16 protein-coding genes are annotated in these 15,984 nt (G+C 60.9%); 8 read left to right on the top strand and 8 right to left on the bottom strand.

Annotated features, from left to right (window positions below):
• Positions 1–524: 524 nt before the first annotated feature.
• Complete coding sequence (locus tag JJE47_09060; GenBank protein MBK5267570.1) at positions 525–698, bottom strand: hypothetical protein; 174 nt, start codon at positions 696–698, stop codon at positions 525–527.
• 343 nt (positions 699–1,041) lie between these two features.
• Here JJE47_09060 and JJE47_09065 point away from each other — a divergent pair, with 343 nt between their 5' ends.
• Together JJE47_09065 and JJE47_09070 are read left to right on the top strand one after the other, a co-directional pair.
• The gene (locus tag JJE47_09065) at positions 1,042–1,926 is read left to right on the top strand and encodes an alpha/beta hydrolase (protein MBK5267571.1); all 885 of its coding nucleotides are present in this window, start codon (positions 1,042–1,044) and stop codon (positions 1,924–1,926) included.
• Positions 1,923–2,519 (top strand): TetR/AcrR family transcriptional regulator, encoded by a 597-nt coding sequence (locus JJE47_09070; GenBank protein ID MBK5267572.1) that lies wholly within the window; start codon positions 1,923–1,925, stop codon positions 2,517–2,519. The genes JJE47_09065 and JJE47_09070 overlap by 4 nt, the downstream gene beginning before the upstream one ends.
• Positions 2,520–2,682: 163 nt before the next feature.
• On the opposite strand, the gene JJE47_09075 is transcribed toward JJE47_09070, so the two are convergent.
• The 7 genes from JJE47_09075 to JJE47_09105 form a co-directional block, all read right to left on the bottom strand.
• Positions 2,683–3,645 (bottom strand): MOSC domain-containing protein, encoded by a 963-nt coding sequence (locus tag JJE47_09075; GenBank protein MBK5267573.1) that lies wholly within the window; start codon positions 3,643–3,645, stop codon positions 2,683–2,685.
• Between the two features lie 26 nt (positions 3,646–3,671).
• Positions 3,672–4,871: an MFS transporter gene (locus JJE47_09080; protein ID MBK5267574.1), complete on the bottom strand. Its 1,200-nt coding sequence runs from the start codon at positions 4,869–4,871 to the stop codon at positions 3,672–3,674.
• A gap of 74 nt (positions 4,872–4,945) precedes the next feature.
• On the bottom strand, positions 4,946–6,709 hold the full coding sequence (locus JJE47_09085) for a hypothetical protein (protein ID MBK5267575.1): 1,764 nt from the start codon (positions 6,707–6,709) through the stop codon (positions 4,946–4,948).
• Positions 6,710–6,777: 68 nt separating this feature from the next.
• Positions 6,778–8,019 carry an aminotransferase class I/II-fold pyridoxal phosphate-dependent enzyme gene (locus JJE47_09090; GenBank protein MBK5267576.1) on the bottom strand — a complete coding sequence of 414 codons (1,242 nt, stop codon included), beginning with the start codon at positions 8,017–8,019 and terminating at the stop codon, positions 6,778–6,780.
• A 148-nt stretch (positions 8,020–8,167) separates the two neighbouring features.
• A complete protein-coding gene (locus JJE47_09095) occupies positions 8,168–9,112 on the bottom strand; it encodes a pirin family protein (GenBank protein ID MBK5267577.1) in 945 nt (314 codons plus the stop codon).
• Positions 9,113–9,171: 59 nt separating this feature from the next.
• Complete coding sequence (gene ald / locus JJE47_09100; protein ID MBK5267578.1) at positions 9,172–10,257, bottom strand: alanine dehydrogenase; 1,086 nt, start codon at positions 10,255–10,257, stop codon at positions 9,172–9,174.
• A gap of 115 nt (positions 10,258–10,372) precedes the next feature.
• Complete coding sequence (locus JJE47_09105) at positions 10,373–11,839, bottom strand: PLP-dependent aminotransferase family protein (protein MBK5267579.1); 1,467 nt, start codon at positions 11,837–11,839, stop codon at positions 10,373–10,375.
• Positions 11,840–11,981: 142 nt separating this feature from the next.
• Here JJE47_09105 and JJE47_09110 point away from each other — a divergent pair, with 142 nt between their 5' ends.
• From JJE47_09110 to JJE47_09135, 6 genes are all read left to right on the top strand, one after another.
• Positions 11,982–13,313, top strand: coding sequence for an aminotransferase class III-fold pyridoxal phosphate-dependent enzyme (locus tag JJE47_09110; protein MBK5267580.1), 1,332 nt, complete (start codon positions 11,982–11,984; stop codon positions 13,311–13,313).
• 55 nt (positions 13,314–13,368) lie between these two features.
• Positions 13,369–13,632, top strand: coding sequence for a DUF3039 domain-containing protein (locus JJE47_09115; protein MBK5267581.1), 264 nt, complete (start codon positions 13,369–13,371; stop codon positions 13,630–13,632).
• 35 nt (positions 13,633–13,667) lie between these two features.
• Positions 13,668–14,288: a hypothetical protein gene (locus JJE47_09120; GenBank protein MBK5267582.1), complete on the top strand. Its 621-nt coding sequence runs from the start codon at positions 13,668–13,670 to the stop codon at positions 14,286–14,288.
• Between the two features lie 28 nt (positions 14,289–14,316).
• The gene (locus JJE47_09125) at positions 14,317–14,769 is read left to right on the top strand and encodes a hypothetical protein (GenBank protein ID MBK5267583.1); all 453 of its coding nucleotides are present in this window, start codon (positions 14,317–14,319) and stop codon (positions 14,767–14,769) included.
• 42 nt (positions 14,770–14,811) lie between these two features.
• The gene (locus JJE47_09130) at positions 14,812–15,612 is read left to right on the top strand and encodes an MBL fold metallo-hydrolase (GenBank protein MBK5267584.1); all 801 of its coding nucleotides are present in this window, start codon (positions 14,812–14,814) and stop codon (positions 15,610–15,612) included.
• A gap of 97 nt (positions 15,613–15,709) precedes the next feature.
• Positions 15,710–15,984, top strand: a 275-nt coding sequence (locus JJE47_09135) for a hypothetical protein (GenBank protein ID MBK5267585.1), incomplete at its 3' end; no start/stop codon positions are given.

Raw genomic sequence — 15,984 nt, forward strand, 5'->3', positions numbered from 1 at the left:
GACCAGCCGAGAGTCGATGCACGAAAAGAAGAACCAGCCCAACACTTGCCTGCTCGGAGGGGACAACGAGGCCCTCTACCCCCACCGAGACGCACCACAGGAGATCTTCCCAACTCCCCCCATCGCCCCACTTGTTGTCGCTGACTTGTTGAGATTACGGACTGACCCGAGACGGACACAACGGGCACGCCGTTCTGCAACGTGACCTCCGGTCACGCCGTCCCCCGGACACTCGCATCGGCCGTTGGGTCACCGACCTCCGTCCCGCCAACCCCACAGGACGAGACCTTCCCGACCGTTACGGTCCAGGCGAGCTCCTAACTCCCCAACCGCCCACACGCTGTTGCCGCATCGTTTACAGAAACGGCAGGCGACGGACTCAAGACTCGTCCTCTCCACCTAAGTGCCCCCAAGGCGAACCGCCCCCCCAACGCCACTCACCAGCGGAAGAAACGTCCCGGGCTATGTCCCCCAACGAGATCGACCGCCCCAGATTGACGGCCGACCCTCGTCAACCTGGTGTTCTACATTTCAGGAACGGCCATCATCTCGTAGATATCGATCGCAAATAAACCGTCGTTGTCACTCAGATATGGGTGCCCGTCGGTTAGCGCTTTGGCGGCGGCCATGTCGCTGGCCTCAAGAATTGAATAGCCGGTCAAGGATTCGGCAGTTCCTTCGGAGCCGTTATCGAGCACTGATGTCCCGGCACCCAAGGGGGTTCCGATGTCGGCTACGGCCGACCCAACCCTGCCATCCAGTCGGCCCACTTGGCCATGACGGCCTGGGATTGTTCTGGTGTCATGTCCGACATATCCGTGGCTTCGCCCTTGTACAAGATCAAGAATTTGGCCATTGCGTCTGCTCCATGGGGCCCTTCCGATCTTACTCCTTTACATTTTGTAAGCGTGTCTGAATTTTCAGCGCCTGCTAGGGCAGATCTTCGCCTTGGCCAGAGGATTCGGGAGGCCGGAATATTGTTTGATACAGCCGTACTAAATTTTGTGATACGCTTGTATCAATATTCAGGAAGGGCAAGACATGCCAGAGGCCAAGATCGGCCGTTTCAAGAGTGATGAAGCTCGAGCGAAGTTCTTCAAGATGTATGACGAGATGCTGACGAACTGGCCGGTGCCGTCCGAGGAGCTGGACGTTGAAACCGACTTTGGTACGACTCATGTCCGGCGTTCTGGCAAAGCAGGAGGATCGCCGATCGTGCTCGTACATCCCAATATTGGTACTTCACTGGCATGGTGGAGGCTCGTAGAGCCGCTGGCGGCATCGCATAATGTTCTTGCGCTCGACACGATCGGGGCTCTCGGCCGCAGCAGGCAAACGAAGCCCATCGCGGGCTCTTCTGAATATGCAGCTTGGCTCAATGGTGTGATTGAACAGCTAGATCTTGATGCGCCGCACCTTGTTGGGTACTCAGAGGGTGGCTACGTGGCGATGTGCTCGGCGTTGGGATCAACGACGATCGGCTCATTGGTTGCCATCGAACCGGGGGGAGCGATCGACCGGGTAAGTCGGCGGTTTCTGGGGGCGATGGTTGTGGCTGGAGTAAAAGCGCAGTTCAGCGATTACGCCTTGCAAGAGTTCGCTGAGCGCATATCTCCGGGAGTTGAATTTGCGCCCGGCGAGATGGAGGCCGTGCTGTTCGGAGCGAAGAACTTTAGACAGGGCCTTCCTTTTCCGAAGCGCTTCACCGACGATGAGCTTCAACGGATCACCGTCCCAACATTGTTCTATATGGGTGGAAAGACCGAGCTGTACAACCCGGTGAGTGCCGCCGAACGCGCTCAGCGGCTCATGCCAGATGTTGAGACGCTGATAGTGCCAGATGCCCAGCACGGCCTCCCGTTCCAATATCCGGAACTCACCACCATGACGATCCTCGACTTCATTGAGCGAGTCGAGGCGCGATGAGTGAAGCCGATCGACACGCGCGTCGGATACAGATAATCGAGGCGGTGGTCCGTACAACGGTGAGCGGCGGGCTGCAGGCAGCAACCTTCCGGAGCATCGCCAAAGAAGCGGGACTCTCGGTGCGTCTCGTCCAGTACTACTTCGGGACCAAAGACCAACTCCTGGCCGACACGCTCCAACAAGTTGGAAACGAAGCTGTAGCCCGCATCGGTGAGGCGCTTCAGGGTTTGGGGTCGGACCCTCGACCGAAAGCCAGGATCGACACCATCCTCGCCCAGTTCCTGCCTCTCGATAGCGAGCGACGTGAGGCCATGCTCGTGTTCATCGCACTCCGTACGGCCGCTCTCACCGATCCCTCTCTCGGTACCTCGCAAGAAGCGGGTCTGGACACATCTTTGATCGAGACGATTCAGCATGAACTGGAGCGTGCGGTCGCCGAAGGCGAAGCGCGCCCCGGGACGGTCCCGCACTCGGAGGCCGTTGTGCTCGTCGCAACCATGACGGGCATCGCGAACGGGCTCCTGGCGGGAACGTTTTCGGCCGAAGAAGCCCGCAATCTTCTCGACTACGCGATCGACCTGTCCATTCCTTGAGGTCTCAGCTCGTGAGATCCTGGTCGGCGGTGTGGCAGTGGAGCACCGTTAGGCGGCGACCCGGCTACCGCCGACTCAAGACGGTCCGGGCTCCGACGAACCCGAGCATCCGCACCACTCGACCTGCCGGTTTCCGACCCTCCGGTGATCTGAGCTCTGGGCTTCAGGCGAGGTTCACCTCGTCGCCCGGGTTGACCGTGCCTCCGCTCACCACGCTGGCGTACCAGCGGGACTGACCGGGGTGTTTGTCATGGGAGAGCCGGGAGAAGTCGCCGTCGGAAAACCATGGCGTGTTTTGTGAACAGGGAACCGCCGGGGCGGTCAGACGGCAGAGCACCTCGCCGATCTTGATTTCCAAACCGGCGCGGAGGTTCGACCATTCGAGTCCCCGGATCGTGATGTTTTCGCCGGCTGACCCGTAGGTGATCGGGTGGCCCTGTGCCTGGAACTCGTCGACGACTTCGGCGCTGAACAGGCACAGAGCCTGAAACGGGGCACCGTGATGGCGGCGGGTGGCTTGGCGGTCGCCCACCACACCCGTCTTGTCAATGGTCGCTGTCAGCAGCGGGAGTTTGGGCAGTCCACCGCCTGACCCAGAAACCTGGACGACCTCCCCTCTGCCGATGTCCACGATATCGCCGAGCTCGGTTCGGGTGGCGCCGATGGTCGTTTGCAGATGCAGGACAGCGTGGGCGAGGTGTCGGACGGCGAGGCCGACTGTTTCGTGACCGGTGTTGGCCTCAGGTACTGACCCGTCCCACCCGGCAGGGGTCAGGTCTCGCAGAACGCCCATCGTCAATTCCGTTTCGTGGCCGAGTGACTCGAGTACGGGTTGGAATGAGCTCTCCCGCTCCTCGTCGGTCGGCTCAGGACCCCGGATGGCGTGGACAATCATCCCTCGAACCGTGTGAAGAAACTCGGAGAGGCCGATGATCTGGTCGGCGATGGACGCCGAGGTTTCATCCGGGTGCTGATCCAACAACTCGGGTCGCATCGACTCGCAGGCCAGGTCGACCAAGTCGGTTGCATGGCTGATGGTTCTAATGGCATCTGGCATGTCCCAGGTTTCGATGTCGAACCCGCACGTAGGGCAGCCAGAGACAAATGGATAGAAGGAAGTGGTCATCGGGAAAAACCTAGCGTGGAATCGGGTCAAACTTGCGCGGTATTTGGGACGGTCGGACTGACCCGGAGGAGCAGGACCGTGGCGATGATGGCCAGAGCGGCTCCGGTTCCGAAGGCCGCTGCCGGTCCGAGTGTGGTGTAGAGAAGCCCAAAGAGGAGGCTGGCCGGAAGGGCGGTGAGGCCGACCGAACCGTGATAGAAGCCGAACGCTCCACCGCGAGCCTCGGCCGGCGCCAGCGCGGCGACCCAGGCCCGTTCCACGGGTTCGGTTAAACCGAAGTAGATCCCGTAGACCATAAACAAGATGACCAGACTGGTCGCGTCCGTTGTCAGCCCGAAGCCGAGGTAGATACCTGCATAAAGTACCCAACCACTCCCAATCAGGCCCCGGCGGCCAACCCGATCAGACAGTTGGCCGCCGTACAGGTTGGAAACCAGTTTCACTACATGGTGAAGCGACCAGAGCACTGCCACCCAGGCAGGAGCGAACCCGACGTCGGTGAGACGAAGCAACAGGAAGGCGTCGGTACTGTTGCCAAGGGTGAAAATGATGACGGCAAACAGCAACCGTCGAAACGACGAGTCCGTGGCTCGCCAGCCTTCGATGAGAGACCGAGGCTCCCCGGTGGCGACCGGTCGGTCGCCAGGCTCTTTCACCACGAATACCAGCACCAGCATGACGATGACTGCCGGGACCGCCGCCAAAAGGAACACTTGGCGCAGTCCGATCCCGGGAATCAACAGGAGGCCGGCCGCCACCAGCGGACCGGCCACCGCTCCGGCATGATCCATGGCCCGGTGCAAGCCATACGCGGCGCCCAGGCGCGCTGGGGGAGTCACATCGGCGATGAGGGCGTCGCGGGGAGAGCTTCGAATTCCCTTGCCGATGCGATCGGTGAATCGGAGCACGACGACGCTTGGCCAAGCCACGACGAGGCCGATCAGCGGTCGGGCGAGCCCTGATATGCCGTATCCGGCCATGACGAGCGGTTTGCGGCGTTGCATTCGGTCCGCCCACCGTCCGGAGAAGACCTTGAGTACGGCGGCCGTGGATTCGGCAATGCCTTCGATCGTCCCGAGCGCCAACGCCCCGGCCCCCAGAACCGTCACGAGAAACGCCGGCAACAGGGGGTAGATCATCTCACTGGATAGGTCCGTGAAGAAGCTGACGAATCCGAGCGCCACGACGGTTCTTGGCAACGTTCTCAACGAGGTCCGGAGCGACATCCGGGGTTTCTCAGGCATGCGCCGTCGTATCGTGGACCAAGCGGCCGATCGCCGTCTCCTTTTCGGTCAAGAGGCTAGCGACGTCCCGGGGTCAGTGACGGACTGAGAGGGAGATCGATAGTCGTATGAAGAGCGGCACGGAGTGGTGATGGTTTGTGGTCCAGGCACCGGTCAGGCAGGTTGACCCTGAAGCAGGCGCCCCCCAGGATGTCAGACTCTTCGTAGGTGGCGCTACCGCCGTGTGAGCTGGCTACGGCCGCTACAACGGCCAAGCCGACGCCGGAACCGGGGATGGCGGCGTTGAACCGATTCGCACCGCGCTCGAAACGTTGCCAAACGACTTGTTGGTCATGTTTGGGAACGCCCGGTCCATTGTCGTGGACTTCGATCACCAGGTCGCCCCCACGATTTTGTGCGACGATGGCGATCTCGCCGCTGCCGTATCGAACGGCGTTTTCGACGAGGTTGACGAGCACCTGCTGTACACGAACCCGATCGACGGTCGCCACGAGGTCTTCTTGCGTGAGGACCTCAATATGGGTGTTGGGGGCTTCGATAATGCGGAGCGTCTCGTCAATCACCGTGCTGAACTCGACTGTTTCCTCAACGAGCGCTATTTCGTTGGGGTCAAAGCGGGTTAGCAAGACAACGTCCGCGACGATGCGTGCCATACGGGCGGCTTCGCGGTACGTGACAGTAATGAGGTCATTCTGTTCTTCGGCGGTCAGCCCACTGTCCGGGTCATTCATCAGATCGAGGAAACCCACTATTGCTGTCAACGGAGTCCGTAGTTCGTGCGAGATGGATGAAACGAGATCACTTCGCTTCTGGTCGAGGTGGACGCGGTTGTCATGGATGGAGAGGCTTTGGCGGACGATGACGAAGAACCCGGCGACCAATGTGGCCGAGGTGAGGAGCTGGGTGGTCTTGTCGAATCCAGCGTGTGGGAGTGAGAACAGAGCGATTGCTCCCAGAGTCAAAGCCACCCCGTATGGTGCGCCAGCTGCCAGGAAATGGACGGCCCGCTCGGTGTATTCTCGTGGTTTGGGCGTCACGCCGGCGAAGTAGGCGCTACCCGCCATGAACCCCGAAGCGATGATAAATAGCGGGAAGACCGGGTGGGTATCAGCGAAATTCGATCGGACGCCCGAGGTAAGAAACGTGAGATCTGCCGCGACCTGAAAGACGCCTCCCAAGGCCAGGAACGACAGACGAAGGTCGAGCCGGTATTGGGATCGACGGCTCAGGAGCGTCACGAACAGGATGATGATCATGATGTCAAGGAGCGGATACGCCGTCCCCACCCAACGAGCCCAGGAACTGGTGCTGGATAGGTGGTGGCCGATCAGGTCGCCAACGACGAGGATCCATCCAAGGGTGCCGATGGATACTGCTCCCACGATTCCGTCGATGAGCGTGCGAGCCAGGTCGCGTCGCCCTGCGAAGGCGTTCGGGAGTGAAGCCGCCCCCGCCAGGACACCGACGTAGCCAAAGATGAAGAATATGTCGACTGGTCCAAAAGCTGGCTGATGTGCCCCGATGGTTTCGAGTACGGACAGCAGAATCACGCCGGTGGCGGCCGACGAGAGACCCGCTCCGATGAGCCGCCAAACGAGCCGCTCCCGACCCTCATTTTTTCCCGCATGGCGAAGGGCGAGCCAACCGCCGGTGACGTAGCCGAGAGCTACGGCGACGGTGCCAGCGGTTTCTGCAGTCTCTGGAGAGATCGCTGTTGAGACTGCCAGGATGACCATTATCGCCACAAACGCCATCGGCTTCCATATCGCCGATGGCCAATTCCTGGTTGCGAGACCTAATTGGGGCATGCTGACTTGCATCTAGTCAAATATCGGCTGTCACCAGGGTCTACTTGATGAAAATGTCGGTATTTGTTAGTTAATGACACTCACGAGGACGTCTTGTTGGCCGTAGTGAGGTCGGCTGGATCATCTGACAAGTCGATCATGTCCGGCAGGTTGATGTATTCCGCCAACGTTGCGATCATTGCCTCGATCTCCGCCAACGAATGGCTGGCGGTCACCGTGAAGCGTACGCCGCCTTCTCGCAAGGGTACGGCGGGGTACCCCGCCGCGTTCAGAAAAAACCCGTTGGTCATCATGACCTTGGTCATCCGAATGACGTTGTCTGGGGTGCCAACTCGCACGAACGTAATCGGAGTCCTGTCAAGTGATGGCACGGGCAGTCCATGCTCGACCACCAGGCGGTTGACGAGATCGATGCGCTCATAGAGCAAGGTTTGACGTTCGGCATGCTCCGGGCTGAGGTGAAGGTCGGCTGATCGGACGGCAGCTCCGAGGACCGCAGGGTGGATTGGCCCGCCAAAGGTCAGCGTTCCGCCCATCAAGATGATGGTTCTGGCCAGCGCGGGATCGCCGACGGCTAAAGCGGCTCCACCGGCACCGAAAGACTTCGATAACGAAACTGCCACGATCATGCGATCGCTCAGTTTGGTGTTCTCAAGGACGTAGCCAACTCCGTTTGGTCCAGCCCATCCGAAGCCATGGGCGTCGTCGTAATACACGAACAGGTTCTCGAACTCGTCCATCAGGTGGTCGATCTCGCCAACCGGAGCGACGTCGCCGAACATCGAGTAGACCCCATCGAGCAGATACCAGACCTTCTCGTAGTTCGGCGCCATCTTGGTGAGAGTCGCCCGAAGGCCGGTCATGTCGCTGTGCCTGACGACTTTCACCTGAATGCCTCGTCCCCGCAGGACGTCGGCAGCCAAATGGAGGGAGGCGTGTGCGCGAATGTCGATTACGACAAGATCGTCCCGGGAAACCAGGACGGGGAGGGCGGCCAAATGAGCCAGCGTGGTGGTTGGCGCCGGTATGACCGTATGCCCATCGAACATCTCCATGAGGCGGGTCTCGAGGTGGGTGTAGAGATCAATCGATGCGTAGGCGATCGACGACGAGTAGCTCGGCCCGAAACGATGAACCGCGTTCGTGGCGGCTTCTTTGAGGCGAAGATCCTGTCCAAGACCGAGATATGAGCATGACCCGAAATTGACGAGGTCGCGACCGTTCACCTTGATGTTGGTTCCACTCAACTCGTCGTCGGTGATTCGAACCCGAATGACGCCGGCGTCGACCCCGGCTTGCATCGTGGCCTGAATTGTTGCCAATAGCCTTGTTTCCCGGTCGCCACTCACCAGAACCCTTCCCTGTTGTCGCAATTTGTCAGACTTTGCCGGCCAAATGGTAGTGGCTTCTGGCGTGTTCTGCGATGCATACCAGCAGATGGTCCGGACTGCACCCCCAGGTCGACGTTGGCTATCGGTCTTTCTGTGTGATCCACGGAGGAGGTGGAGCCTCGATCCGGGCCAGGCTGGAATCGACCGATCCGAAGCGATCGGTGTTGTCATCTTGCCAGTCCTGCCAGGCCTGGGTGAGTTCGTCTCGGGTCCGGGCCACAAAGTTCCACCACATCTGGATGCGCTCGCCGAGTGGGACCCCACCGAGGAGCATGATCCGGCCACCGCCCGATCCGGCCTCGATCGAAAGTGATTCTGCACCGACCGGCACCATGCCGAGCCAACCCGGTTCGACGACGGCTTCGCCGACTTTGACGGACGCATCGATGGGGACGATGGCGTACTCAAATCGGTCGTCGGCCGGGATGACGGTAGAACCCGGTCGCATCTTCAACTCGGTTCCAACCAATTCGGAATCGACCACGGCGGTCGAGCTCACCGATCCGAGTGATCCGAGGATGACCGTTGCCTCTGTGTTTCCGATGGTGAGGGTCGGCAATTGGTTGTGGTGCTCAAAGCGCGATCCGCCGTGGCGGGTCGACTCAGGTTGGGCGAGCCACATCTGGAATCCGCGCCCCGCCGGGGTCACCCCGAGTTCGGCATGGGCAATGCCCCGTCCGGCGGTCATGAGATTCAGCTGGCCTGGCTTGATCAGCTGTTGGGTGCCAAGCGAGTCTCCGTGCAAAGCCTCTCCCTCAAACAGCCAGGTGACCGTGGCGAGGCCGGTGTGAGGGTGAGGGCCGACCTCCATGGGCTTGGGTTCCGAGAACTCGTCAGGGAGAAAGCAGTCCACAAAACACCACGGCCCGACGGTCCGCCGGCCCTTCGTGGGAAGCACCCGCACGACCCCCATCCCACCAACCGATGCCTGCCGCCCCTGGGTGACCTCGATGCGGCTAGGCACACCGTCGAGCGATTGGCTTCCGGGAGTTGTCACGGTTTGGTCGCGTTGGGGTTGCTCCATTCGGGGAGTCTACGTGTCCCCGCAGTCGGTGCCTGGATGCCGGTGATGGTTGGGGTGGTCTAGACGGCCAGCTGAGCGGCGACGACGTCGTGGACGATCTGACCGTGGCGAACGTTGAGGCCGCCGGCCAATTCGGGTCGGCGGTCCATGGCGGCATCGAGGCCCTCACTCGCCAGCAGCCTCAGATAGGGCGTTGTCACGTTCGTAAGGGCAAAGGTCGACGTACGGGGTACGGCACCAGGGATGTTTCCGACGGCGTAGTGGACAACCTCGTCAATGATGTATGTGGGGTCGGAGTGTTTGGTTTCGCGGCTGGTTTCGAAACAGCCGCCCTGGTCGATCGAGATGTCCACGAGTACTGATCCGGGCCGCATTTTGGTGACATCTTCTCGGTTCAGGAGTCTCGGGGCGCGAGCGCCGGGGAGCAGCACGGCGCCGATGATGAGGTCGGCGTTGGTGGCTGCGTTCTTGATGTCGAACGGGCTGGCAACCCGGGTCTTGACCGCTCCGTGATATTGCCGGTCGATGGCGCGGAGTGGAACGGGACTCATATCAAAGACATGGACGTCTGCCCCCATGCCGTAAGCCATCTGGGCAGCGTTGGATCCAGCCACGCCGCCGCCGATGATCACGACGGTGGCGGGTTCGACCCCGGGGACGCCGCCGAGCAGGATCCCCCGGCCTCCGGCGTAGCTCTCCAAGAATCTGGCCCCGACCTGGACCGACATGCGGCCGGCCACTTCGGACATCGGAGCCAGCAGAGGAAGCGATCGATCGGGTAATTGGACGGTTTCGTAGGCGATGGCAGTCGTGCCGCTGTCGGTCAGCGCCCTGGCCACCTCCGGGTAGGCCGCCAGGTGAAGATAGGTAAACAACGTGAGGTCATCCCTCAGGTATTCGAATTCTGTCTCCTGCGGTTCCTTCACCTTGACGATGATGTCGGCGTAGCCCCATACGTCACTGGCTGAATCGACAATGAGGGCGCCCGCTTGCTGGTATTCGGCATCCCCGATGCGGGATCCGGAGCCTGCCCCGCTCTCAACGATTACGTCGTGACCATCCTCAACGAGAGCGTGGGCACCCGATGGCGTCAGAGCAACTCGGTTCTCGTCGATCTTGGTCTCACGGACGACTCCGACTCGCATCTGTCTACCTCCACGCGCGGGCTACCTATCGTCCCAGGGACGCTCATTAAGGTACACCGTGGTTGGTATCACGTAAAGAGCCAGAACCGTCAGCGTTACAGGTACCAGTGCCGGCTTAGCGGAGTCGATCGATCACGCGGGCGATAATCGCCAGTCCTGGTTCAATGGCCCCGAGCGGAGTTGATGCATACCCCAGCTTGAAATGATTGCGCGGAATCGGAGGGGTAACGAAGCATGGTCCGCCGGCCTCGACGACCACCCCTTCTTCGATGGCCAGTTCGGCCATCGTGGTGGCGTCGAAGTCGACCGGTCCGCCGACCCAGATCGAGAGGCCTCCGGTCGGGATCGGGACGGGCCACGGTATGTGCTTTTCTACCGCCTCTGACATGGCGATCCACTTCTCCTTGTACACGTTGCGGATCCGTCGGACCGAGCGGTTGTAGTCACCACTTTGGATGAACAGGGCCAGAGCACGCTGGAGGATGCCGGGCGGATGGCGGAGTTGATAACGACGCAGGTCGCGCAAGTGCTCAATGAGGGTGGGTTCCGCAACCACAAATCCCAGGCGGAGACCGGGAGCAAGGAATTTGGAGAAGCTGCCGAGGTAAATCACCCGGCCGGAGTTTTGAATGCTCTTCATGGCAGGTGTCGATTGACCCAGATACCGGAATTCTGAGTCGTAGTCGTCTTCAACAATGACGAAATCATCTCGCGATGCCTGGTTCAGCAAGGCGTGGCGACGCCCGATCGACAAGGTCGCATTGGTGGGGTATTGATGGGACGGCGTGACGAACACGAGGTCCACCATGGAGAGATCGGACGGGATGACCGCCCCCTGCTCGTCGACCGGTAACGCCCGAATGGTTGCCCCACGAGAACGAAACATATGCCGGGCGTCGGGATAGCCAGGTTCCTCGATGGCCACCGTTGATTGGCCGTTCAGCAACGCCGTGGCCACGAGACCGAGACCGTGCTGCGAGCCGAGTGTTATAAGAATTTCCTCGGGTTGCGCGGTGATCCCTCTCGCCCGCAGGATGTGACGGCGCAGCATCTCGATGAGGAGCGCATCGTCTCGATCTACGAGATCGTGGAGGCTGGTTCCGGCGTGTTCCTCCGTCAGTGCCAGGCGCATGGACCGCCCCCAGGATTTGGTGGGGAACATGGCCGTCTCGATCTGCCCGGCGATGAACGGGTACGGATATGAAGACCAACCGGCCGGCTTCCACACGTGACCTTCGTCGCTGGGTGGGGTCGAGAATCGACTCTGCCATTCCAGGTGCTCGACTCTTGGACGAGGGGTGTCATCGAGGTGGGCTTGGAATTCTGGATTGACCATATGTCCGATACGGGCCACCGAGGTGATGTACCCGTCGGACATGAGGTATTGCAGAGCCAGATTGACGGTGTTCCTGGACAGGCCGAGGTCCATTGCCAGGGTCCGCGACGATGGCAGCAGCTCAGTGGTGTCGAATTGACCCTGTTCGATCGCTTCGATCAACGCCTTCGAAAGCTGCTTATACAGTGGCTCCTTGGAGTGCGGATCGAGACCGATCGGGACCTGGCTAATCGGTTTTCGACTCATGCCTCCTCCAATCCTGGCCGTCCCGGCACGTCCCCTGGAGAATTGGTTGCTCAATCCAGATTGGTACTGCCCAACGGGGCGATTCTGGCACTTTACCTGGGTCCAACCGACAGGTATCGTCTCAGCAACTTTCTCAAGGAGCATGATGGGCGTCAACAAAGCGGATCTCCGCCACATGATCTTGCATTTCACGAGTGGCAAGGCCTGGGCCGAGGGGACCGTGCCGATGTATGTGAGGGGCGAGGGGGTTCACCTCTGGGATGATGAAGGCACCAAGATCTTTGACGGCCTGGCCGGGTTGTTCGTCGTCCAACTCGGTCACGGTCGCTCGGACCTGGCCACTGCCGCAGCCAAGCAGATGGAGCTGCTCGCCTATACCCCCACCTGGGCGGCCGTCCATCCAACGTCGCTTGAGTGCGCCAAGCTCATCAGTGATTTGGCTCCGGCTGACATGAACTCGGTGTTTTTTGTCAGCTCTGGTTCAGAAGCCGTCGAGTCGGTGATCAAGTTCGCTCGTCAATACCATTACACCCGGGGGAATCCGACCAAGACGGGGATCATCAGCCGTAACGTCTCCTATCACGGCACGACGATGGGAGCTCTTTCTCTCACCGGCCTTGAGAGTATCCGGACGCCGTTCTATCCGCTCTTGCCGAACACCCACAAGGTCCCCAATACGCTTGAGCCAGGGGGAGGCGCAGACGCTTTTGAAGAGGCGGTGCTTCGTCTTGGGCCGGAGAACATCGGGCTGATCGCGGCCGAACCGGTGCAGAACAGTGGCGGCGCGCTGGTGCCGCCGGACGGGTACTGGCAAGAGCTGCGCAGGATCTGCGACCAGTATGACATTCTCTTGCTCGCTGATGAAGTGATCACCGGGTTCGGGCGGCTTGGCGACTGGTTCGGCTCACCGCTGGTCGGCGCAGAGCCCGATTTCATAACCTTTGCCAAAGGGGCTACTTCCGGATACGCCCCGATTGGCGGCGTCGTGATTCGCGACGCGCTGGTCAACGACCTCCTCGTCGAACACGATGGATCATTTACCCATGGGGCTACCTGGGGTGGACATCCAGTCGTAATGGCCACCTCGATTGCCAACATCACCGCTATGCAGTCTGAGCGAGTCGTCGAGAACGTCGCGGCGAATGAGGGATACTTCAAGGCCAAACTCAAGGAACTTTCCGATACCTATGACGTCGTAACCGATGTGCGAGGGATGGGTTACTTCTACGCGATCGAGCTCGGACGGAGCCGTGAGCGGGCCGAACAATTGACCGCTGACGAAACCGCTCTCTACGTCAAGGAGCGGCTGCCGAAATACATCAAGGATGCCAAGCTGCTGATTCGGGCTGATGACCGGGGCAATGCAAAATTGATGTTGTCGCCCCCGCTCATCTGTGAGCCGCATGACCTTGACGAACTCATGGCGGGAGTCGACCAGGTTGTCGGCCGATTCTCAGAGGACCTCGCCTCCTAGGTCGGACGATGAGGGCGACCCGGCCGGGTCGATGCCGGGTAGCGCTCTTTGAAGCATGTGGCACAATGTCGAAGTGAACTCGACTGAAACTGACATCCGACCAGAGACGACCGATACCGACGGCGACCACGACCGCTTTTCTCACTATGTGAAGAAAGACGACATCGTTCGCGCCAACATCGAGGGCGTGCCCGTGATGGCCCTCTGTGGAAAGGTGTGGATTCCGAACCGGGATCCACAACGGTACCCGGTCTGTAAGACCTGTGAAGAGATCATGGCGGTGATCCGCAAGGCGGGCGGCGGCGGTTCCTCCTCATGAGGCGATCGGTGTTGCCTTCGGCCACGAGGTAATTTGTGGCCCGCACCCACGTCAGAGCAGAGAACCGCGGGTTGGCGTCCGGCTGGCGGGTGTGGCGGGTAATTCGTGACGAGGAAGACGGCCTGCCGGCACTGGCATCCACCGAACGTGACTTTGTGTGGCGGGATCGCTCGGCCCGGGCTCGATGTCTACCGCCGAGCCTTCACTTTGGAGTATCCGAGTGGTACCGGGATCATCGCCGCACCCCCGATCATGCGCCCCCGGCCACCGTGTGCGGATGTGGGATTCATGCGTACTGGGAACGATCTGACGCATTCGGAGACTCCACCCTTGGGCGGGGCACCCTTCGGGCGATCGGGCCGGTGGAGCTGTCGGAGCGGATGATTGCGACCGAATCGGGGGTCAGGGCTGAGGCCGCCCGGATCGTCAGGCCCATCTGGCTGGTTGGCGAGTGTGGCATTACCCGGCGGGATCTGTCGGTCTGTGGGAGTGTCACGGCCATGGACCGCGACACGTTTTCGCTTCGTTGCTCCGATCATGCGCCACCCGGATGGCCAGATGCCGAGCCGGCCATTTGGGCGCTTCAGCAAAGACTGGAAGGCCGGTATCAAGTCGAGGTCCACAGCACGGTGAAGATCTCTGAGAGGCTCGACTGACAGGCGGCGGCCCGGGCTTAGGATGGCTGTGATGCTTCCCGTTGTCACCCTGGTCTTTGCTGCGGTCATCCTGACCCTTCCTCCTCTGTTGCTCATGAGCATGAGTCGATCGCCCAAGTTGCGGGCTCATCTTTGGCTGGTGGGATCTGCGTTGGCGGTGGCCGTCTCGTGGGATCTGCCGAGCCCCTGGTTCAGCGAACATACCGCCACGTTCTCCCAGCACCTGGTCGGAGGCGGAACGACGTCGGCCTTGGTCGCCATGTATTTCATTTCCCACGTGTCCGCCCCGACGTGGAAACATCGGCTTCTCATAGTCGTGGCGGTGGCATCCATTCTCGGGGTATCCAACGAGGTCCTGGAACTGGGTCTCGACCTGTTGCGTGGCACGGCGCTACGCCGTGATGCCTCTTTTGATTTGCTGGCCAACATGATCGGATCGTTGGTTACCTGGTTGGGGATCGAATTCATCCGGAAGCGCTAGAGCGGCCACGGCGATACGATTGAATCCTCACGAGGAGCTGAGATGATTGATCGGCGTCTATTTCTGAAAGACCTCGGCAAATTTGGGATCGCCATGGTCGTGGTATCGGCCTGCGGGTCCGGCGCAACTAGTGATCCTGCCTCCACCACATCGTTGTCGGTAATGGGAGGATCAACCACGACTCCGCCGGTTCCCGGATCCTCGTCAACCCCGGTTTCATCGACTACGCCCCCGCTGGGAAACGGGTTCGGGGGCTCCACGGCCTGGGAGCGGGTCAACCTGGGATCGGTGTCCGCCTACATCCTGGCGAGGGGTGGTGAAGCCGCCGTCATCGACACGGGGACGGCGGGTAGCGCCCCGGCCATCGCCGTGTCGCTCGGACAGATCGGCCTTGGATGGCCAGATGTCTCTCACGTGGTCGCCACCCACCTCCACCCCGATCACATCGGGAGCTGGGCAGCCGTGATGGATGGGGCTGCCAGTGCTTCTGGTTACGCCGGAAATGCCGACCTGCCGTCGATCCGCTCGCCCCGTCCACTCGTCGGTCTCAGTCATGGGGACTCGGTGTTCGATCTGCGGGTTATCGCAACGCCAGGCCATACGCCTGGCCACATCTCCCTGCTCGATGAATCGGCCGGGATTCTGGTGGCGGGCGACTCGTTAAACGGTACGGACGGAACCGGTTTGACCGGTGCCAATCCGCAATACACGTCGGATATGGCGGCAGCCAACGATTCGATCGCCAAGATGGCGGGCTTCGACTTCTCGGTGGTGCTGGTGGGTCACGGAGAACCGGTCGTCGAAAACGGTTCGGCGCTGGTCCAGGCACTGGCGTCCGGGTAGGGTTCGCTCATGGCCGCCTGGTGGGGTCAACCGCTCCGCTGAGCAAGCGGCGTTCCGCCGAATGCAAATAGCGGCTGAACTTTGCCAGACTGGGACCATGCGAACCAGACCACTGATCCCGATACTCTTGTTTTCCATGCTGCTGGCAGCCTGCGGGGGTGACGAGCAGGTCACCGAGGTCGCGTCTATCGAATCAACCACCACCACGTCGACCACGGTGGTCGGCGCTGCCAATGGCCAGGAAGCCGAAGCAGCCATGCTTGCGTTCACCGCTTGTCTTCGCGCGGAGGGGGTCGACGTTCCCGACCCATCCGTCGACGCCGATGGAAATCCCCGGTTCACCCAACCCCCCGATCTATCGGCAGTCACACC

Source organism: Acidimicrobiia bacterium, from assembly GCA_016650365.1.
Classification (GTDB): domain Bacteria; phylum Actinomycetota; class Acidimicrobiia; order Spongiisociales; family JAENVV01; genus JAENVV01.

Bases quoted from the DNA above. Each gene is read 5' to 3' on its own strand.
- JJE47_09065 (MBK5267571.1), top strand. From the start codon at position 1,042: ATGCCAGAGGCCAAGATCGGCCGTTTCAAGAGTGATGAAGCTCGAGCG.
- JJE47_09070 (MBK5267572.1), top strand. From the start codon at position 1,923: ATGAGTGAAGCCGATCGACACGCGCGTCGGATACAGATAATCGAGGCG.
- JJE47_09075 (MBK5267573.1), bottom strand. From the start codon at position 3,645: ATGACCACTTCCTTCTATCCATTTGTCTCTGGCTGCCCTACGTGCGGG.
- JJE47_09080 (MBK5267574.1), bottom strand. From the start codon at position 4,871: ATGTCGCTCCGGACCTCGTTGAGAACGTTGCCAAGAACCGTCGTGGCG.
- JJE47_09085 (MBK5267575.1), bottom strand. From the start codon at position 6,709: ATGCAAGTCAGCATGCCCCAATTAGGTCTCGCAACCAGGAATTGGCCA.
- JJE47_09095 (MBK5267577.1), bottom strand. From the start codon at position 9,112: ATGGAGCAACCCCAACGCGACCAAACCGTGACAACTCCCGGAAGCCAA.
- ald (MBK5267578.1), bottom strand. From the start codon at position 10,257: ATGCGAGTCGGAGTCGTCCGTGAGACCAAGATCGACGAGAACCGAGTT.
- JJE47_09105 (MBK5267579.1), bottom strand. From the start codon at position 11,839: ATGAGTCGAAAACCGATTAGCCAGGTCCCGATCGGTCTCGATCCGCAC.
- JJE47_09110 (MBK5267580.1), top strand. From the start codon at position 11,982: ATGATGGGCGTCAACAAAGCGGATCTCCGCCACATGATCTTGCATTTC.
- JJE47_09115 (MBK5267581.1), top strand. From the start codon at position 13,369: ATGTGGCACAATGTCGAAGTGAACTCGACTGAAACTGACATCCGACCA.
- JJE47_09130 (MBK5267584.1), top strand. From the start codon at position 14,812: ATGATTGATCGGCGTCTATTTCTGAAAGACCTCGGCAAATTTGGGATC.